Origin of the sequence: Pseudomonas fluorescens (genome assembly GCF_019212185.1) — a bacterium.
In the GTDB taxonomy this organism is placed as follows: domain Bacteria; phylum Pseudomonadota; class Gammaproteobacteria; order Pseudomonadales; family Pseudomonadaceae; genus Aquipseudomonas.
The window spans coordinates 895,022-913,111 of record NZ_CP078138.1 but is presented as its reverse complement, the minus strand read 5'-3'; the positions used below and the strand labels follow the sequence as shown (position 1 = coordinate 913,111).

Here is an 18,090-nt window from a genome sequence, read left to right as displayed (position 1 = left end):
AATGCCTGCGACCCGTATCTGGTTAAAAAACCCCCTTGCGATTTTCACTGCCAACGCACTCGATGCCCGTGGCGGCCTGGTCGTGCAGGACGGCGTGATCGTCGAAGTACTCAAGCAAGGCCAACAACCCGCGACACCCTGTGGACAAGTCTTCGATGCCCGCGAGCACGTGATCCTGCCGGGGCTGATCAACACCCACCACCACTTCTATCAGACCCTGACCCGCGCCTGGGCGCCGGTGGTCAACCAGCCTTTGTTTCCGTGGCTCAAGACCCTGTACCCGGTCTGGGCGCGCCTGACCCCGGAAAAACTCGCGCTGGCAACCAAAGTGGCACTGGCCGAATTGCTGCTGTCGGGCTGCACCACGGCGGCTGACCATCACTACCTGTTCCCCGATGGCCTGGAAAACGCCATCGACGTGCAAGTCGCAAGCGTCCGCGAACTGGGCATGCGCGCCATGCTCACCCGCGGTTCGATGAGCCTCGGCGAAAAAGACGGCGGCCTGCCGCCACAACAAACCGTGCAGGAAGGTGGAGTGATCCTCGCCGACAGCCAGCGCCTGATCGCCGAGTACCATGAGCGCGGTGACGGCGCACAGATCCAGATCGCCCTGGCGCCCTGCTCGCCGTTTTCGGTCACCCCGGAAATCATGTCCGCCAGCGCCGAACTGGCCAACAAGCTGGACGTGCGCCTGCACACCCATCTGGCCGAGACCCTCGACGAAGAAGACTTCTGCCTGCAGCGCTTCGGCCTGCGCACGGTCGATTATCTGGACAGCGTCGGCTGGCTCGGCCCACGCACCTGGCTGGCCCACGGCATTCACTTCAACCCGGATGAGATCGCCCGCCTCGGTGCCGCCGGTACCGGCATCTGCCATTGCCCAAGCTCGAACATGCGTCTGGCCTCGGGTATCTGCCCGAGCCTGGACCTGATTGCGGCCGGTGCGCCAGTCGGTCTGGGCGTCGACGGCTCGGCCTCCAACGATGCCTCGAACATGATTCTCGAAACCCGCCAGGCCTTGTACATCCAGCGCTTGCGCTACGGCGCAGAGAAAATCACCCCGGAAGGCGTGCTGGGTTGGGCCACTCAGGGATCGGCGAAACTGCTGGGGCGCACGGACATTGGTGAGCTGGCCGTCGGCAAACAGGCCGACCTGGCCCTGTTCAAACTCGATGAGCTGCGATTCTCCGGCAGTCACGACCCCATCTCCGCACTGCTGCTGTGCGGTGCCGATCGTGCTGACCGGGTGATGATCGGCGGCAAGTGGCGGGTCATTGATGGTCAGGTCGAAGGACTGGACCTCAAGGGCCTGATCGCGGATCACAGCCAAGCCGCGCGCCAGTTGATTAACGACCTCTGACCCGCCCGCTGAACCGGCCGACGCATGTTTGCCGGTGCAGCACTCAAAGCCCCAGCAGCGACAGCATGATAAAGGTCGCGAACAGCACAAAGTGGGTCATCCCTTCGATGGCGTTGGTTTCGCCATCGTTGAGATTAATCGCACTGACAATCAAGGTGATGAACACCATGACCGTTTGCACCGGGGTCATGGCCATCTGGAAGGGCTGACCGGTGTACAGCGCCATGGCTTCCATTACTGGCACCGTAAGAATCACCGTCGACAGCGACGCCCCCAAAGCGATGTTGACCACCGACTGCATGCGATTGGCCAGCGCCGCGCGCAACGCCGTAAGGATTTCCGGCGCCGCCGAGATCGCTGCCACCACAATCGCCGTCAGCACCGGCGGCGCACCGCTTCCCTCCAGACCGAGATCAAGGGTCTTGGACATTACTTCCGCCAGCGCACCAATCACCACCACGCCAAACACCAGGGTCGCGATGGACAGCCCGAGGCTGATCGTCGGTTCCTCCTGCACCGCTTCCTTGCGCCGGCGTTTTTGCGGGTAGCTGTAACTGAAAAAGTAGCTGTGCGGGCCGACCTGCATACGCAGGAACAGGGTGTACAGCACCACCATCGCACCGATGGTGAAGGCCGAATAAATCTTCCAGTCCGCTGCGGGAATGAACTCCGGTACCACCATAGAAACACCCATGGCGGTCATGATCATCACGCTGTACGTACGCGCCGAGTCGTCGTTGTAGGACTGTTCGCCATGCTTGATCCCGCCCATCAACGCCGCGAGCCCGAGGATGCCGTTGATGTCGAGCATCACCGCCGAGTAAATGGTGTCGCGCACCAGCGTCGGCGAGGCCTCGTTGCTCATCATGATCGCCAGGATCACCACCTCCACCAGCACCGCGGCCAGCGTCAGGATCATCGTGCCGTAGGGATCACCGACCTTTTCCGCCAACAACTCCGCATGGTGGGCGACGCGCATCGACGCAATGACGATAAAGCCGATCAGCGCGACCCCGCCGAGCAGCGCAATCAACTGCCCACTGTTCAGCATCCAGTGTTCCAGCAGGTACGCGGCACAGGCTGCCAGCACGGCCAGCAGGAGGAATTTTTCTTGCTTGAAGAGTGTGAGCATGACGCAGCCTTTTCCTGGAACCGGCAAATCCTGGGCGATGAACGACTGACTGCAACGCCCCGCACATGTTCCGTTGAACCTTAGTCCAGAGTGGCTTGGTCAGGTTTTGCCAATTGTTGCCACTAGCCCCTGTAGAATGCTGCGCATAAGTATCTGATGAGAACCGAACATGTACGATTGGCTGAACGCCCTGCCTAAGGCAGAACTGCACCTGCACCTGGAGGGTTCGCTGGAACCCGAACTGCTGTTTGCCCTGGCCGAACGCAACAAGATCGCCCTGCCATGGGACGACGTGGAAACCCTGCGCAAGGCGTACGCCTTCAACAACCTGCAAGAATTCCTCGACCTGTATTACCAGGGCGCCGATGTATTGCGCACGTCTCAGGATTTCTACGACCTGACCTGGGCCTACCTGCTGCGCTGCAAGGCGCAGAACGTGATCCACACCGAACCCTTCTTCGACCCGCAGACCCACACCGATCGTGGCGTGCCTTTCGAAGTGGTGTTGAACGGGATCGCCAGCGCGTTGAAGGATGGCGAGCAACAGTTGGGCATCACCAGTGGCCTGATCCTCAGCTTCCTGCGTCACCTGAGCGAGGAAGAAGCCGAGAAAACCCTGAACCAGGCGCTACCGTTTCGCGATGCATTCGTTGCCGTCGGCCTCGACAGTTCGGAAATGGGCCATCCACCCAGCAAGTTCCAGCGCGTGTTCGACCGTGCTCGCCATGAAGGCTTCCTGACCGTTGCCCATGCGGGTGAAGAAGGTCCGCCGGAGTACATCTGGGAAGCCATCGATCTGCTGAAGATCCAGCGTATCGACCATGGCGTGCGCGCCATCGAAGACGAGCGCCTGATGCAGCGGATCATCGACGAGCAGATCCCGCTGACTGTGTGCCCGCTGTCCAACACCAAGCTGTGCGTGTTCGACCACATGTCGCAGCACAACATCCTCGACATGCTTGAGCGCGGCGTGAAGGTCACGGTGAACTCCGATGATCCAGCCTACTTCGGTGGCTACGTGACGGAAAACTTCCACGCCTTGCACACTCACCTGGGCATGACCCAGGACCAGGCCAAACGTCTGGCGCAAAACAGCCTGGATGCCCGCCTGGTAAAACCCTGAGCGCAGGCGGGAGGGAGTCTGCTCGCTCCCGCCGGTTCGCTATGACTAGAGCGCAAGCTCCATCTCGGTCTCAGTGGCGAATCGCCCCAGCTCACGGGCGCCGGCAGCCGTCACCTGCAAGGCGCGGGAGTCAGCAGGCAAGCTCAACCAGCCGGACTGAATGAACAGTTGCAGCAACGCCGCACCCAGCGTGCCACCCAGGTGCGGCCGACGCTCACTCCAGTCAGGGCAGGCGCAGGCGACCTGGGAATCGCGATGGGCCAGGGCCTGAATGAAGATGCCGTGGGACGCCAGTCGGGTGGCCCCTTTGTGGGTGACCTTGACGCATTTGTCCGACTGTTCGAGCCAGCGGACATCCACCAGCCGTTGAAACAGATCGGCCGCCAGCGCTCCACCAAAATGCTCCTCACAGAGCCGGGCGCGCATCACCGAAGAAGGCACCGCCTGGGTTTTGCCCAACGGATTGCCGCGTTTGAACACCGGGGCAATATTGCCTGGCGAGCTGACCAGCGTGGCGCTGGCCAATGCCTCGACTGCCGCGCCGACCTCAGGCGCCGCCAGTCGATAGAACCGTTTGCGTCCACGCTCCTCGAGCTTCAGCAGTCCACCGCTGAACAAACGCCCCAGATGAGCGTTGGCCGATGAGGGCGATAAACCGGCCAGCAGCGCCAACTCTTCCGACTGTCGTGCAGTGCCGTCCATCAAGGCCCACATCATCGCGCTACGCTTCGGGTCAGCCAGCAGCGTCGCTATTTGGCTGATGCAAGGTGCATGTTCCATGTCTTCACTCCCTGTTGAATCATTTGTCTACTGCTCGGCGAACATCTTGACCAGTAATGAGGTGCCGGCCAAGGCGTGATATCCGCCAAAAACCGGGCTAAAAAACAAGCTAAAGCGACAAACTTCTTCGAAATCCTCGACCCAGGGCATTTGTAACTCACACGCGGACCCATGGATCGAGCAAGGCGGCACGCGTTCGCTGACAATGGTGCGAACCCAGGCGGGCGCTAGTATAAGCGTGATGGTCGACGGATCCTGTCTTTGGAAAAGCGCCAAAGGAGACAGCGGTAGACAGAAATTTCGCTATGTTCTTGCGATTAACCGCCAGTGACATTTTTTGTCGAAAATTGACCGGTCAAATACGCGCATTGACGCTTGAGCATTTCCTTCAACAGGTTCACTGGCTTACTCAATTGAGCGCGATGGGCGCACAACAAATTCAGCGGTGCGCGCTCACACTGCAACTCCGGCATCAGCACTTTCAAGCGACCGGCCAGGACATCCGCCGAGACATCCAGCCACGACTTGTAGGCAATTCCGGCCCCAGCCACCGCCCACAGGCGCACCACATCGGCATCATCACTGAAGCGGTCGCCGCTGACGGTCAGGCTCACTTCACGTTTGCCGTCGTGAAAACTCCAATGGTCATGCACCCGGCTGCCGAGCATGTACAGCAGGCAGTTGTGCTGCGCCAATTGCTCCAGCTGACGCGGTTCGCCACGTCGCGCCAGGTACTGCGGCGAGGCACAAAGCACCCGCCGATTGTCCGGCGCGATGGGCATCGCCACCAGGCTGGAATCTTCCGGTTCGCCGTAACGCAGGGCGAGGTCCACGGGCTGACGGAACAGGTCGGCGATCCGGTCACCCAGCAACAGGCGCACCGTGAGGCCGGGATGCTCGCGCTGGAAGTCGTTGAGCCACGGCAGCAACAGATTGCGACCGAAGTCCGATGGCGCCGAGAGTTGCAATACGCCGCTAACCTGGTCTTGCCCGCGCGCCAGCAAACGCCGACCTTCATCCAACTGCCCCAGCGCTGCGCGGGCATACTCCACAAACCCCTCGCCTTCCGCCGTCAGGCGCAGGCTGCGGGTAGACCGCGCCAGCAGACGAGCGCCCAGTTGCTGTTCGATACGCTTGAGCGCCGCGCTGGCCACGGCGGCTGACATGTCCATACCCCGCGCAGCCGCTGACAGGCTGCCGAGGTCAGCCGCCCGTACAAACAGCTGCAGATCATCAAAACGCAGCATCAGGCCACCTGCAATTATCAAAAAATTATTGAAAGAGACTGTGGTTTTAGCCGGTTTTATCTCGCAGATAAATAGCTAATCATGTGTCACCTCTCCTAAACAGCCGAGTCCGTGACGCCATGAAAGCCATCGCCTACTACACCAGTCTGCCGATCAACGACCCACAAGCGCTGCAAGACATCGAACTGCCGGAGCCCGTCGCTGGCCCACGGGACTTGCTGGTGGAGGTCAAAGCCATCTCGGTCAACCCGGTGGACACCAAAGTTCGCCAGAACGTCTCGCCGGAAGGCGGCGTGGCCAAGGTACTGGGATGGGACGTGGCCGGTGTGGTCAAGGCGGTAGGCAGTGAAGTCAGCCTGTTCAAGGCTGGCGACAAGGTGTACTACGCCGGCTCCATTGCCCGCGCCGGCGCTAACAGCGAATTGCACGTAGTCGACGAGCGAATTGTCGGCCACATGCCCAAGTCGCTGGGCTTTGCCGAAGCCGCCGCGCTACCGCTGACGGCTATTACCGCCTGGGAACTGCTGTTCGAGCGCCTGCAGATCAGCGAAGGCAATGCTGCCGAAGGCCAAAGCCTGTTAATCGTCGGTGCCGCTGGCGGGGTTGGCTCGATCCTGACCCAATTGGCCAGCCAACTCACCGCACTCAAGGTAATCGGCACCGCCTCCCGTGCGCAGACCCGCAGTTGGGTCGAAGCGCTGGGGGCCGACCTGGTCATCGATCACAGCCAGCCGCTGAGCGAAGAACTCAAGCGCGCCGGTCAGCCCAACGTCACCCACGTCGCCAGCCTGACCCAGACCGACCTGCACTTCGCGCAACTGGTGGAAGCCCTGGCACCGCAGGGCAAGCTGGCGCTGATCGACGATCCAAAGGCTTTGGACATCACTCAGCTCAAGCGCAAGAGTTTGTCGCTGCACTGGGAATTCATGTACACCCGCTCGCTGTTCGAAACCGCCGACATGCTGGAGCAACACAAACTGCTCAACCGCGTGGCTGAACTGATTGACGCCGGCACATTGAAAACCACGGTTGGCGAGCACTTTGGCACCATCAATGCGACCAACCTGCGGCGCGCTCATGAACTGCTTGAGAGCGGTTCCGCGAAAGGCAAGATTGTCCTCGAAGGCTTCTGACCCGCCTTGGAACAAAAGAGCGCAGCCTGCGCTCTTTTGCTTCTAAGCCACCAGTCCGACAGTTGATCATAGTCATATTTGTCGGCGAATTCCGGGTCTACAATCGCAGCTTCTGCAATGCACTCTTTTACGCACGGAGGTCAGCAATGAAGATCCTGATAAAAGAAATGGCAAAATCCCGGTGGCAAGTGCGCCTGGACGAACAGACAGTCAACTTCCGTTCCGAAGCCGAAGCCCGCGCATTCACCACCACCCTCGAAACCCGAATTCACGCCCCTCATTACTTGCCCGAGCTCCAGCCACAACGCGCCGTAAGCTGAATCAAGCCTCGGCTTGCGCCGCCCGGGCAATCTGCAGGCGACGGGTGAGCATCGCCACGCTCACCACCAGAATCCCGCACAGGCTGATGACCATTGCCATCGGCACAGCGGTGCCATCATGCAACACGCCGACCAACGCCGCCGCACCGGCGGCGACACTGAATTGCAGGCAGCCGAGCAACGCCGAAGCGCTGCCTGCGCGCGCACCCTGACCATTCATGGCACAGGCCGAGGCATTCGGAAGGATGCAGCCCAGGCTGGAGATGCAGATAAACAGCGGAATCAGCAGCGGCCACAGATGCTCGGTGTGGAGCGCGCTGACAGCCAGCAACGCCAGACCCGCGACCAGGTAAAGCCACACGGTGCGCGTCAGCAGGAACGCCGGTCCGCGTCGGGAAAGCAGGCGAGCGTTGATCTGTGCCACAAGGATGAAACCAGCCGCATTGACCCCAAAGAGCCAACCGAAATGCTCGGCCGGCACGCCATACAGCTTGATGAAGACGAACGGCGAACCGGCGATGTACGAAAACATCCCGGCAATCGCGATTCCGCCGGTCAACGCGTGCCCGAGGTACACCTTGTCCGACAGCAACCGCCCATACTGGCGCAACGCACCGGACAAGGGTTGTCGAGGCTGGTAGGCCGGCATGCTCTCCGGCAGCCCCATGGCCACCGCCAGCCCTGCCGCCGCACTGAACACCGTCAAGGCAATGAAGATCGACTGCCAGCCGTGCAGATTGACCAGCAAACCACCGAGCATCGGCGCGAGAATCGGCGCCAGGCCCATCACCAGCATCAGTTGCGAAAAGACCTTCGCCGAACCCACCGCGTCACATTTGTCGCTGACTACCGCCCGGGAAATCACCATCCCGGCACAGCCACCCAGAGCCTGCACGAACCGCGCGGCAATCAACCAATCCAGGCTCGGGGCGAAGGCACAGACCAGCGAGGCCAGGGTAAACAGCCCCACGCCAATGAGTAAGGGAATACGCCGTCCAAAACGATCGGCTACCGGACCGTAAGCCAGTTGCCCGATCGACAGGCCGAGAAAGTACGCGGCCAGCGTCAGCTGCACGTGCTGTTCGTCTGTGCCGAACGCCGCCGCCATCGCCGGAAAGGCCGGAAGGTAGAAATCGATGGCCAAAGGCCCGAAAGCGCTCAAGGCGCCCAGAATCAGGATGGTGCGAAAATTCATCAGGCGTCCAGCTCACATCAGTCAACAGCCCGACAGTCTAGCCGTGCCGGGACGCCTTGAACATTCCGATAGGTCGCTAACTATTATTTTTTACCCGGCGAGTTGGACCCCGTAGCCCTCTGCGCTGATCAGACTGATCACCTGCTCGGCAGTCAACCGACTTTCCACACCCACTTCCTTGGCGGCGAGATCAACGCGCACACTGGCCGCTGGGTCCTCGGCTTGCAGCACTTGGGTAATGGCCCGAACGCAGTGACCGCAGGACATTCCCTGAACGTTGAATACTTGCATGAGGCGTCTCCTTTATGAGGTTGCGAGCAGTCTTGAGCTTGCCACTGTGGCAAGGTCAAGTTCTTTGCACAGCTGCCGGGCTGGCATAACGCGACACGCTCGTCCAAGCTTGGCCCTTCATGACATCGAAACAGGAGACTCAGCCATGCGCTGGCACGCTTTCAGCCTACTTGCCCTGCTCAGTCTATGTGTCGCAGCCCCGCCGGCCAGTGCGCAAGACTATGGCGTGTTAATCATTTCCCGCGAACGCCTGGAGGTCGCGACACCCTGCGAAATCGGCGTGTACATTCAGGATCAGCTGTCGGCTCGCCTGTTCCAGGAACAGAGCACCTCGTTCAACCTGCCCCCAGGCGGCTTTTCCCTGCGCCTGAAACTGTTGCCCGGTCAGGCACCCGGTTGCAATCCTGGAATGCTCGCGCCGGGTTCCCAGGACATCACCCTGCGCGCCGGCGATATCCAGAAATACCGCATTGCCATGAACGCCCAGGGCATGTACCTGAAACAGGCTGGCCTGGGTTACTGAGTCGCGGTGGAGGATGGCGCTTGACCTTGCCAGCGTGGCAAGGTTGATCCTGTAGGTCATTTCTACAGGGAGTAAGACCGATGTCCGATTCCACTACCTTCGATCTGCCGATTGCCGGCATGACTTGCGCCAGTTGCGCCGGACGTGTCGAGCGGGCGCTGCGCAAAGTCAACGGCACCCGCGCCGTCAGCGTCAATCTGGCGACCGAGCAGGCGCGGGTCGAGGCGCCTCGCGACAGCTTGCCGGCACTGCTGGAAGCGGTGCAGCAAGCCGGTTACAGCGTTCCGGCCCAGAGCCTCGAACTGAGTATCGGCGGCATGACGTGCGCCTCCTGCGCGGGTCGGGTCGAGCGCGCCTTGAACAAGGTTGCCGGGGTCAAAAGTGTCAGTGTCAACCTCGCCAACGAACGGGCGCACCTGGAGTTGCTGGGTCAGGTTGATCCGCAAACGCTGATTAACGCCGTGACCAGGGCCGGATACAGCGCCAGCGTCTGGCAAGCCGAACACGTCGCCAATAATGATCAGCAGCAACGTCTGCAGCGCGAACGCTGGAGCGTCCTGCTCGCGGTCATCCTCGCGTTGCCGCTGGTGCTGCCGATGCTGGTGCAACCCTTCGGCCTGCACTGGATGCTCCCGGCGTGGGCGCAGTTCGCCCTGGCGACACCGGTGCAGTTCATCTTTGGTGCGCGTTTTTATGTCGCCGCGTGGAAGGCCGTACGCGCCGGCGCCGGCAACATGGACCTGCTGGTGGCACTCGGCACCAGCGCCGGTTATGGCCTGAGCATCTACCTGTGGGCCACCGCCAGCAGCGGCACCCTGCCCCACCTGTACTTCGAAGCCTCGGCGGTGGTCATCGCCCTGGTCCTGCTGGGCAAATACCTGGAAAGCCGCGCCAAACGCCAGACCGCCAGCGCCATTCGCGCCCTTGAGGCATTGCGCCCGGAACGAGCGATTCAGGTAATCGACGGTCACGAACAAGACGTCGCCATCAGCGCCCTGCGCGTCGGCGACCTGGTGCTGGTCAAGCCCGGCGAGCGTTTTCCGGTGGATGGCGAAGTCGTCGAGGGTCAAAGCCATGCCGACGAAGCACTGATCAGCGGCGAAAGCCTGCCGGTGCCGAAGCAGCCCGGCGACAGCGTGACGGGTGGCGCCATCAACGGTGAAGGACGGCTGCTGGTGCGCACTCAGGCGCTGGGTGCGGAAACCGTGCTGGCGCGGATCATCCGTCTGGTGGAAGACGCCCAGGCCGGCAAGGCGCCGATTCAAAAACTGGTGGACAAGGTCAGCCAGGTCTTCGTCCCGGTGGTGCTGGTGCTGGCCCTGGCGACCCTGGTTGGCTGGTGGCTGTACGGCGCGCCACTGGAAACCGCGGTGATCAACGCGGTGGCGGTGCTGGTGATCGCCTGCCCGTGTGCACTGGGACTGGCCACGCCCACTGCGATCATGGCCGGCACTGGTGTCGCGGCGCGCCACGGCATTCTGATCAAGGACGCCGAAGCCCTGGAACGCGCCCATGAAGTCAGCGTGGTGGTGTTCGACAAGACCGGCACCCTGACCTCCGGCACCCCGCGCATCGCCCACTTCACGGCCATTGATGGCAACGAGGCGCGCCTGCTGCAACAGGCTGGCGCCCTGCAGCGCGGCAGCGAGCACCCGCTGGCCAAGGCGGTGCTCGACGCCTGCAGCGAGCGTGGCCTGGCGGTGGCGGACGTGAGTGCCAGCCAGTCACTGACCGGTCGTGGCATTGCCGGCACGCTGGACGGCAAACAGTTGGCTCTGGGCAATCGCCGGCTGCTGGAGGAAAGCGGCTTGAACGCCGGTTCGCTGGCCACCTCGGCCAGCGCCTGGGAAGCCGAAGGGCGGACTCTGTCCTGGCTGATCGAACAAAGTCCGCAACCCCGGGTGCTCGGCTTATTCGCCTTTGGCGACACCCTCAAGCCCGGCGCCTTGCAAGCCATCAGCGAATTGAACGGACAACAGATCGGCAGCCATTTACTGACCGGCGACAACCGCGGCAGCGCCAGGGTCGTCGCCGAGGCGTTGGGCATTCGCAACGTCCATGCCGAGGTGCTGCCGGCCGAGAAAGCCGCGACCGTAAGCGAATTGAAAAAATCCGGGGTGGTGGCGATGGTCGGCGACGGCATCAACGATGCCCCGGCGCTGGCGGCGGCGGATATCGGTATCGCCATGGGGGGTGGCACCGACGTGGCGATGCACGCTGCCGGCATTACCTTGATGCGCGGCGACCCACGCCTGGTCCCGGCCGCCCTGGAGATCAGCCGCAAGACCTACGCGAAGATCCGCCAGAACCTGTTCTGGGCCTTCGTCTATAACCTGATTGGTATTCCGCTGGCGGCCTTCGGCCTGCTCAACCCGGTGATGGCGGGTGCGGCGATGGCGTTGTCCAGCGTCAGCGTGGTCAGCAATGCGTTGCTGCTCAAGACCTGGAAGCCGAAACAACTGGAGGAGCTCGAATGAATATCGGCCAAGCAGCCCGGCACAGCGGCCTCAGCGCCAAGATGATTCGCTATTACGAGTCGATCGGCCTGCTCAAGCCAGCCCATCGCACCGACAGCGGCTACCGCATCTACAGCGCTGAAGACCTGCACAATCTGGCCTTCATCAAGCGCTCGCGGGACCTGGGGTTTTCTCTGGAGGAGGTCGGCAAGCTGCTGACCCTGTGGCAGGACCGGCAACGGGCCAGCGCCGACGTCAAGGCCCTGGCGCGCCAGCATATCGATGAGCTGAATCAGAAGATTCGCGAACTGGGCCAGTTACGCGACACCCTGCAGGATCTGGTGGAGCACTGCCAGGGTGACCACCGCCCCGACTGCCCGATCCTCAAGGAACTGGCGTCGGGCTGTTGCACGCAACCCGTGGCGAGCTAGCCCGCCACGAGCAAGTGGATCATTGCATCCAGGGGGGTGGAGGCTCTTCGGCCTTGCTCGGTGGTGCGTCGTCGGCCTTGCGGATCGCCTGGCGACGTTCCTCGTCCAGGCGCGCCGCTTCGATCTCGCGAATGATGCCACCGACATCCGCCAGTTCTTCGGGATCGTCGAACTCGCCAGTCAGCACACTGCCCGGGTGCAAGGTGCCGGCTTCATACAACGCCCACATTTCCTTGGCGTAGCGCGTGCGCTTCAACTCCGGGGCAAAACGCCCGAAGTACAAAGCCATGTTGCCGACGTCGCGCTCGAGCATGCTGAATGCATGGTTGTTGCCCGCCGCATCCACTGCCTGCGGCAAGTCGATGATCACCGGGCCGTCGGGCGTCAACAGCACGTTGAACTCGGACAGGTCACCGTGCACCAGGCCGGTACACAGCATCAGCACGATCTGGGAAATCAGGAACGCGTGATACTCGCGGGCCTGATCGGCTTCCAGCACCACGTCATTGAGACGCGGCGCCGCATCGCCGTATTCATCGGCCACCAGCTCCATCAGCAGCACGCCTTCGAGGAAGTCGAACGGCTTGGGCACCCGTACCCCGGCACTGGCCAGACGGAACAGTGCCGCGACTTCAGCGTTCTGCCAGGCGTCCTCGGTCTCTTTGCGACCGAACTTGGAGCCCTTGGCCATGGCACGCGCCTGACGGCTGTTGCGCACCTTGCGGCCTTCCTGGTACTCGGCTGCCTGGCGGAAACTTCGTTTATTCGCCTCCTTGTAGACCTTCGCGCAACGTAGTTCGTTGCCGCAGCGCACCACATAAACAGCTGCTTCTTTACCACTCATGAGTGGGCGCAGCACCTCATCAACCAGACCGTCTTCGATCAGGGGTTCAATGCGTTTTGGAGTCTTCATCAGCTTTTATTGTGGGTCCTTTATTACCAAACACGCGAATGTCACTCGTTATACGGCAATCCTCTCGACACGGGGAGGGGTTGCCGACCTATGAACCCTGTGGATGCACTCACTGTGCCAAATTAATTCACGGCCAGTTGTCGGGTGACGCTGATCATAGCCGAGACTTCAACGCATGTTGCCGATGTGATGAGGAGGCATTTACGACAGAACCCGAGGTACTCCAGCCATTATTTTGTAGGTTTTTTCATACAACCCCTCAATTTCCGCAGCTGGCAGCCGAAGTCCTCAGGGACACATGGATTTGTCTGACAATCGGCCAATAAGAAAAATTCTGGAGCGCGGATGAACATCAAACAAAAACTGACCTGGGCGTTCGCGGTGATCGCCTGTTTGCCAGTGGTGCTGGTGGCGACCCTGGTGATCATGAACCTGCGCAGCGATGCCAAGGCCGGCTTTGTCGACTCCAGTGATCGAGAGATCCGCCAGGTCAGCAACGCCATGCAAATGTTCTTCGACGGCATCAGCCAGAACGTCAACTATCTGGCCTCGTTGCCACTGATCAAGAACACCGACGACAGCCTCAAGACGTACATGAGTGCCAACGCGGCGAGCATTCCTCAAGGCGAAATGGACAAGCAGGTATTCGCCCTGCTGGAGAACCTGGGCAACAGCCACCCGGCCTATGCGTACGCCATTGTCGGCACCAGCGCCGGCGGTTATGTCTCGTGGCCGGACGATGCCCAACTCACCAACTACGATCCGCGCCAGCGGCCCTGGTACAAGGCCGCCCAGGCCAACCCTGGCAAGCCTTTGCGCACCGAAGCCTATTACTGGACCGACAACAACACCACCTACGTCAGCACCGTGCGAACCATCGATAACAAGCTTGGGGCGCAGGGCGGCGTGGTCAGTATCGACGTAACGCTGACCCAACTGACCGAGCTGGTGAAGCAAATCAAGCTCGGCGAAACCGGCTACCTGATGCTGATGGAAAACAACGGCACCGTGCTGGTTGATCCGAAGCAACCGGAGCACAACTTCAAGCCACTGAACAGCCTGGGTGACGGCTACGCGCAGTTGGCCAAGGCCGGCAAGGGCTTGGTGGAAGTCGAGTTGAACGGCGAGCGCTACATGGCGAACGTCTGGCCGTCGGAGCAACTGGGCTGGACCTTCATTGGCCTGATCAAACAGGCCGATGTGATGAGCTCGGCGACCCAACTGACCTGGTTGATCGCAATCATCGCCGCTGTGCTGGCGGTCATATTTGCGCTGGTCGGCGCGAGCTTCGCCAGCCTCATCGTGCGGCCGATCCGCAGCGTTGCCAGTGGCTTGGAAGGCATCGCCCAGGGCGAAGGTGACCTGACCCGCAACCTGCAAATCCGTGGCAGCGACGAAACCGCGCAACTGGCCAACTGGTTCAACCAGTTCCTCGCGGCGATTCGCAGCTTGATCCAGCACATCGGCGGTGCCGCGACCAAGATCCTCGCCAACTCCCACAACGCCACTCAAGTCTCCGGCGAGATGGCCGAAGCCGCCGGGCGCCAGCGCGAGGCGGTGGATATGGTGTCGACCGCGTTCCACGAAATGGTCGCCACTGCCAACGAAGTCGCCCGCTCCTGCAGCCAGGCCGCCGATTCGGCCGATAGCGGTCAGCGCCAGGCGCATGAGGGTCAATTGCAGATCGATGCGGCCGTGAGCAGCGTCGATCGCCTGAGCCAAGAGATCGAGCAATCGGCGCAGTCGATGCAGCAACTGGAGCGCGACAGCAACGATATCCAGTCGATCCTTGGCACCATTCGTTCGATTGCCGAACAGACCAACCTGCTGGCGCTCAACGCCGCCATTGAAGCAGCGCGGGCCGGCGAACAGGGCCGTGGGTTCGCCGTGGTTGCCGATGAAGTGCGAGCCCTGGCCAAGCGCACCGCCGATTCCACCGCAGAGATTGATGGCCTGTTGGGCAACCTGGCCAAGCGCACCAGCCAAGTGACCCAGCAAATGCACGCCAGCCTCGAGGTCTCGCAACAGTCGGTGAGCCGCATCGGCGAAGCGCGCAACAGCTTCGGGCAGATTCGCGAATCGGTGGACGTGATCCGCGACATGAACACCCAGATCGCCACCGCCGCCGAAGAGCAGCATCAAGTCGCTGAGGACATCAACCGGCACATCAGCCAGATCCATGGCGACGCGCAGTTGGTGGCCGAACTGGCCAACTCGGCCCGCCTGGATTCGCAGAGCCTGGCGGGGTTGTCGAATGAGTTGGATGGGTTGGTGCGTCGGTTCCGCACATAAACCGGGTTCACCCTTGTGGGAGCCAGCCTGCTGGCGATAGCGGAGTGTCAGCCACTGCAGTAGTCGAATGTGCCGACCCAATCGCTAGCAGGCTAGCTCCCACAGGTTCACCGGATATCGGGACCGCCGCCAATCCCTGTGGGTATCACCGTTCGATAATCGCGGTCACCCCCTGCCCGCCGGCGGCGCAGATTGAGATCAGGCCGCGGCCCTGCCCTGCCGTCTCCAGCAGCTTGGCGAGGTTGGCGACGATGCGTCCGCCGGTCGCGGCGAACGGGTGGCCGGCGGCCAGGGAGCTGCCCTTGACGTTGAGCCGGCTGCGATCGATCGAGCCCAACGGCGCATCCAGTCCCAGGCGGCTTTTGCAGTAATCGGCATCCTCCCAGGCCTTGAGCGTGCACAACACCTGCGCGGCGAAGGCTTCATGAATTTCGTAGTAGTCGAAATCCTGCAAACTCAGGCCATTGCGCGCCAACAAGCGTGGCACCGCGTAGACCGGCGCCATCAACAAACCTTCCGCACCGTTGACGAAATCCACCGCCGCCGCTTCGCCATCGCGCAGGTAGGCAAGGATCGGCAGCCCGCGCTCTTTCGCCCAAGCCTCACTGCCCAGCAATACCAGGGAAGCACCGTCGGTCAGTGGCGTCGAGTTGCCGGCGGTCAGTGTGCCCTTGGCGCTTTTTTCGAAGACCGGCTTCAATGCCGCGAGTTTTTCCAGGGTCAGGTCCGGGCGCAGATTGTTGTCACGGGTCAGGCCGAGAAAGGGCGTGAGCAGATCGTTATGCCAGCCCTCGGCGTAAGCGGCGGCCATTTTCTGATGACTTTCCAACGCCAGTTGGTCCTGTTCCGCACGCGGGATGTTCCAGGTCTGGGCCATCAGCTCGCAGTGTTGCCCCATGGACAAACCGGTGCGGGGTTCACCGTTGCGTGGCAACTCCGGCACCAGGTGCCGAGGCCGCAGTTGCAGGAACGTTTTCAGTTTGTCGGCGGTGGTTTTCGCCCGATTGGCTTGCAGGAGAATCTTGCGCAGACCCTCGTTGACCCCGATCGGCGCATCCGAGGTGGTGTCAACGCCGCCGGCAATGCCGCACTCAATTTGCCCCAGGGCGATCTTGTTGGCCACCAGCAAGGCCGCTTCCAGCCCGGTGCCGCAGGCCTGCTGGATGTCGTAGGCCGGAGTGGTCGGAGACAGGCGCGAACCGAGCACGCACTCACGGGTCAGGTTGAAGTCCCGGGAGTGCTTGAGCACCGCCCCCGCCGCCACCTCACCGATGCGCAGGCCGTGCAGGTTGTAACGCTCGATCAAGCCCTCCAGCGCCGCTGTCAGCATCGCCTGGTTACTGGCCGTGGCGTAAGGTCCGTTGGACCGGGCAAAAGGGATGCGATTACCGCCAATGATCGCGACGCGGCGCAACTGGGTCATGAAAAGCTCCTATTCTGTGACAGCCATGACCCACAAGCGTAGGCCTTATCTCGCGGATCGAACGACTGATGACAATCCGTGGTCCACACTTTGAACCCCGACTCTTGGAGCGCGTTCCATGTCTGACCGCTATATCGACTTCGCCAATTCGTCCCTCGGCCATCGCCTGGTCGCAGCCGTTGGCCTGCCCTCGCCGGTCCGTCTGGAGCGCTGGCAAGCCGGGCGCCTGCGGCCGGTGGATGGCGCGTTGCTGATCGGTGGCGGCGCCCTGACGCGCAACGTCGGCGCGTTCGCGCACAAGCTCACCGAGCAAATCTACAGCTACGGCCCCGAACCGCTGGTGGCCCAGGCGTGGATTCCCGGGCACGGCCCCAAGCTCAAGGCGGTGCTGTTCGATGCCAGCGAACTGCTGCACACCGGGCAGCTCAAGCAGTTGCGCGAATTCTTCCAGCCGCTGCTGAAAAACCTCGACCACAGCGCCCATGTGGTGATTCTCGGCCGCGCCCCGCAAAGCCTCAGCGACCCATTCGCCGCCAGCGCCCAGCGCGCCCTCGAAGGTTTCAGCCGCTCGCTGGCCAAGGAGCTGCGCAGCGGCGGTACCCTGCAGCTGCTGTATGTCGGCGCCGGTGCCGAAGATCAACTGGAAGGCGCGTTGCGGTTCTTCCTCTCGCCGAAAAGCGCCTACATCTCGGGCCAGGTGCTGCACCTCGACGCCTGCGCAACCCAAGTCGAAGACTGGACCCGGCCACTGGCAGGGCGCAAGGCGCTGGTGACCGGTGCTGCTCGGGGCATCGGTGCGTCGATTGCCGAGACCCTGGCCCGCGACGGCGCCGACGTGGTGCTGCTTGACGTGCCTGCGGCGAAAAACGATCTCGAGGCCCTGGCTGCGCGCCTTGGCGGCAAGAGCATCACCCTGGATATCTGCGCCGAAGACGCCGCCAGCCGCCTGATTGAACAGTTGCCCGAGGGCATCGACATCGTCGTGCACAACGCCGGGATCACCCGCGATAAAACCCTGGCCAACATGACCCCGGACTTCTGGGACGCGGTGCTGGCGGTCAATCTCAATGCACCGCAAGTGCTGACCCAGGCCCTGCTCGACAGCGGCACCCTGCACGACAACGGCCGGGTGATCCTGCTCGCGTCCATCAGCGGTATCGCCGGCAACCGGGGGCAAACCAACTACGCCGCGAGCAAGGCCGGGCTGATCGGCCTTGCCGAGGCCTGGGCGCCTTCGCTCGCAGCACGCGAGATCAGCATCAACGCCGTGGCACCGGGCTTCATCGAAACCCAGATGACCGCCCACATCCCCTTCGCCCTGCGTGAAGCCGGGCGGCGCATGAGTTCCCTGGGCCAGGGCGGCCTGCCCCAGGACGTCGCCGAAGCTGTGGCCTGGCTGGCGCAGCCCGGCAGTGGTGCAGTGAGCGGACAGGCGCTGCGAGTCTGCGGCCAAAGCGTGCTGGGAGCCTGA

Annotated in this window: 16 protein-coding genes and 1 pseudogene; 10 read left to right on the top strand and 7 right to left on the bottom strand. The window is 62.2% G+C overall.

Going from position 1 to position 18,090, the window contains the following annotated elements:
• Position 1 precedes the first annotated feature (1 nt).
• Positions 2-1,360 (top strand): 8-oxoguanine deaminase, encoded by a 1,359-nt coding sequence (locus KW062_RS03895; RefSeq protein ID WP_105753939.1) that lies wholly within the window; start codon positions 2-4, stop codon positions 1,358-1,360.
• A 43-nt stretch (positions 1,361-1,403) separates the two neighbouring features.
• On the opposite strand, the gene KW062_RS03890 is transcribed toward KW062_RS03895, so the two are convergent.
• A complete protein-coding gene (locus tag KW062_RS03890) occupies positions 1,404-2,492 on the bottom strand; it encodes a calcium:proton antiporter (protein ID WP_105753940.1) in 1,089 nt (362 codons plus the stop codon).
• Positions 2,493-2,661: 169 nt separating this feature from the next.
• On the opposite strand from KW062_RS03890, the gene KW062_RS03885 reads away from it, so the two are divergent.
• Entirely contained in the window at positions 2,662-3,615 is a 954-nt protein-coding gene (locus KW062_RS03885; RefSeq protein ID WP_105753941.1) for an adenosine deaminase, read from the top strand.
• A 45-nt stretch (positions 3,616-3,660) separates the two neighbouring features.
• Here the strand turns inward: KW062_RS03885 and KW062_RS03880 are convergent, their stop codons facing one another.
• Together KW062_RS03880 and KW062_RS03875 are read right to left on the bottom strand one after the other, a co-directional pair.
• Positions 3,661-4,395, bottom strand: coding sequence for an ArsR/SmtB family transcription factor (locus tag KW062_RS03880; RefSeq protein WP_105753942.1), 735 nt, complete (start codon positions 4,393-4,395; stop codon positions 3,661-3,663).
• Positions 4,396-4,712: 317 nt separating this feature from the next.
• Entirely contained in the window at positions 4,713-5,642 is a 930-nt protein-coding gene (locus KW062_RS03875) for a LysR family transcriptional regulator (protein ID WP_027617664.1), read from the bottom strand.
• Between the two features lie 119 nt (positions 5,643-5,761).
• Here KW062_RS03875 and KW062_RS03870 point away from each other — a divergent pair, with 119 nt between their 5' ends.
• Positions 5,762-6,775, top strand: coding sequence for a zinc-binding alcohol dehydrogenase family protein (locus KW062_RS03870; protein WP_027617663.1), 1,014 nt, complete (start codon positions 5,762-5,764; stop codon positions 6,773-6,775).
• Positions 6,776-6,921: 146 nt separating this feature from the next.
• Positions 6,922-7,095, top strand: a complete 174-nt coding sequence (locus tag KW062_RS03865; RefSeq protein ID WP_177327216.1) for a hypothetical protein — start codon at positions 6,922-6,924, stop codon at positions 7,093-7,095.
• A gap of 1 nt (position 7,096) precedes the next feature.
• Here the strand turns inward: KW062_RS03865 and KW062_RS03860 are convergent, their stop codons facing one another.
• A complete protein-coding gene (locus KW062_RS03860; protein WP_105753943.1) occupies positions 7,097-8,290 on the bottom strand; it encodes a multidrug effflux MFS transporter in 1,194 nt (397 codons plus the stop codon).
• A 90-nt stretch (positions 8,291-8,380) separates the two neighbouring features.
• Positions 8,381-8,581, bottom strand: coding sequence for a heavy-metal-associated domain-containing protein (locus tag KW062_RS03855; RefSeq protein WP_027617661.1), 201 nt, complete (start codon positions 8,579-8,581; stop codon positions 8,381-8,383).
• A 145-nt stretch (positions 8,582-8,726) separates the two neighbouring features.
• On the opposite strand from KW062_RS03855, the gene KW062_RS03850 reads away from it, so the two are divergent.
• The 3 genes from KW062_RS03850 to cueR all read left to right on the top strand — a co-directional run bounded on the left by KW062_RS03850 (position 8,727) and on the right by cueR (position 11,991).
• Positions 8,727-9,104 carry a hypothetical protein gene (locus KW062_RS03850; RefSeq protein WP_027617660.1) on the top strand — a complete coding sequence of 126 codons (378 nt, stop codon included), beginning with the start codon at positions 8,727-8,729 and terminating at the stop codon, positions 9,102-9,104.
• Between the two features lie 80 nt (positions 9,105-9,184).
• Positions 9,185-11,581 (top strand): heavy metal translocating P-type ATPase, encoded by a 2,397-nt coding sequence (locus KW062_RS03845; RefSeq protein WP_105753944.1) that lies wholly within the window; start codon positions 9,185-9,187, stop codon positions 11,579-11,581.
• A complete protein-coding gene (gene cueR, locus KW062_RS03840; RefSeq protein WP_027617658.1) occupies positions 11,578-11,991 on the top strand; it encodes a Cu(I)-responsive transcriptional regulator in 414 nt (137 codons plus the stop codon). The genes KW062_RS03845 and cueR overlap by 4 nt, the downstream gene beginning before the upstream one ends.
• Positions 11,992-12,010: 19 nt before the next feature.
• Here cueR and KW062_RS03835 read toward each other — a convergent pair whose 3' ends face one another.
• Positions 12,011-12,904, bottom strand: coding sequence for a PA4780 family RIO1-like protein kinase (locus KW062_RS03835; protein WP_027617657.1), 894 nt, complete (start codon positions 12,902-12,904; stop codon positions 12,011-12,013).
• A gap of 345 nt (positions 12,905-13,249) precedes the next feature.
• Between KW062_RS03835 and KW062_RS29180 the strand changes: the two are divergent.
• Both KW062_RS29180 and KW062_RS29175 read left to right on the top strand, forming a co-directional pair.
• Positions 13,250-14,338: pseudogene (locus KW062_RS29180) on the top strand (cache domain-containing protein); the annotation flags it as partial.
• 90 nt (positions 14,339-14,428) lie between these two features.
• Positions 14,429-15,196: a methyl-accepting chemotaxis protein gene (locus KW062_RS29175; RefSeq protein ID WP_371321442.1), complete on the top strand. Its 768-nt coding sequence runs from the start codon at positions 14,429-14,431 to the stop codon at positions 15,194-15,196.
• Between the two features lie 145 nt (positions 15,197-15,341).
• On the opposite strand, the gene KW062_RS03825 is transcribed toward KW062_RS29175, so the two are convergent.
• Positions 15,342-16,619 (bottom strand): acetyl-CoA C-acetyltransferase, encoded by a 1,278-nt coding sequence (locus tag KW062_RS03825; protein WP_027617655.1) that lies wholly within the window; start codon positions 16,617-16,619, stop codon positions 15,342-15,344.
• 118 nt (positions 16,620-16,737) lie between these two features.
• Here KW062_RS03825 and KW062_RS03820 point away from each other — a divergent pair, with 118 nt between their 5' ends.
• Positions 16,738-18,090, top strand: a complete 1,353-nt coding sequence (locus tag KW062_RS03820; RefSeq protein WP_105753946.1) for a 3-oxoacyl-ACP reductase — start codon at positions 16,738-16,740, stop codon at positions 18,088-18,090.

Excerpts from the sequence above, each read along its gene's own strand:
- KW062_RS03895 (WP_105753939.1), top strand. The coding sequence starts at position 2 with ATGCCTGCGACCCGTATCTGGTTAAAAAACCCCCTTGCGATTTTCACT.
- KW062_RS03890 (WP_105753940.1), bottom strand. The coding sequence starts at position 2,492 with ATGCTCACACTCTTCAAGCAAGAAAAATTCCTCCTGCTGGCCGTGCTG.
- KW062_RS03885 (WP_105753941.1), top strand. The coding sequence starts at position 2,662 with ATGTACGATTGGCTGAACGCCCTGCCTAAGGCAGAACTGCACCTGCAC.
- KW062_RS03880 (WP_105753942.1), bottom strand. The coding sequence starts at position 4,395 with ATGGAACATGCACCTTGCATCAGCCAAATAGCGACGCTGCTGGCTGAC.
- KW062_RS03875 (WP_027617664.1), bottom strand. The coding sequence starts at position 5,642 with ATGCTGCGTTTTGATGATCTGCAGCTGTTTGTACGGGCGGCTGACCTC.
- KW062_RS03870 (WP_027617663.1), top strand. The coding sequence starts at position 5,762 with ATGAAAGCCATCGCCTACTACACCAGTCTGCCGATCAACGACCCACAA.
- KW062_RS03865 (WP_177327216.1), top strand. The coding sequence starts at position 6,922 with ATGAAGATCCTGATAAAAGAAATGGCAAAATCCCGGTGGCAAGTGCGC.
- KW062_RS03860 (WP_105753943.1), bottom strand. The coding sequence starts at position 8,290 with ATGAATTTTCGCACCATCCTGATTCTGGGCGCCTTGAGCGCTTTCGGG.
- KW062_RS03855 (WP_027617661.1), bottom strand. The coding sequence starts at position 8,581 with ATGCAAGTATTCAACGTTCAGGGAATGTCCTGCGGTCACTGCGTTCGG.
- KW062_RS03850 (WP_027617660.1), top strand. The coding sequence starts at position 8,727 with ATGCGCTGGCACGCTTTCAGCCTACTTGCCCTGCTCAGTCTATGTGTC.
- KW062_RS03845 (WP_105753944.1), top strand. The coding sequence starts at position 9,185 with ATGTCCGATTCCACTACCTTCGATCTGCCGATTGCCGGCATGACTTGC.
- cueR (WP_027617658.1), top strand. The coding sequence starts at position 11,578 with ATGAATATCGGCCAAGCAGCCCGGCACAGCGGCCTCAGCGCCAAGATG.
- KW062_RS03835 (WP_027617657.1), bottom strand. The coding sequence starts at position 12,904 with ATGAAGACTCCAAAACGCATTGAACCCCTGATCGAAGACGGTCTGGTT.
- KW062_RS29175 (WP_371321442.1), top strand. The coding sequence starts at position 14,429 with ATGGCCGAAGCCGCCGGGCGCCAGCGCGAGGCGGTGGATATGGTGTCG.
- KW062_RS03825 (WP_027617655.1), bottom strand. The coding sequence starts at position 16,619 with ATGACCCAGTTGCGCCGCGTCGCGATCATTGGCGGTAATCGCATCCCT.
- KW062_RS03820 (WP_105753946.1), top strand. The coding sequence starts at position 16,738 with ATGTCTGACCGCTATATCGACTTCGCCAATTCGTCCCTCGGCCATCGC.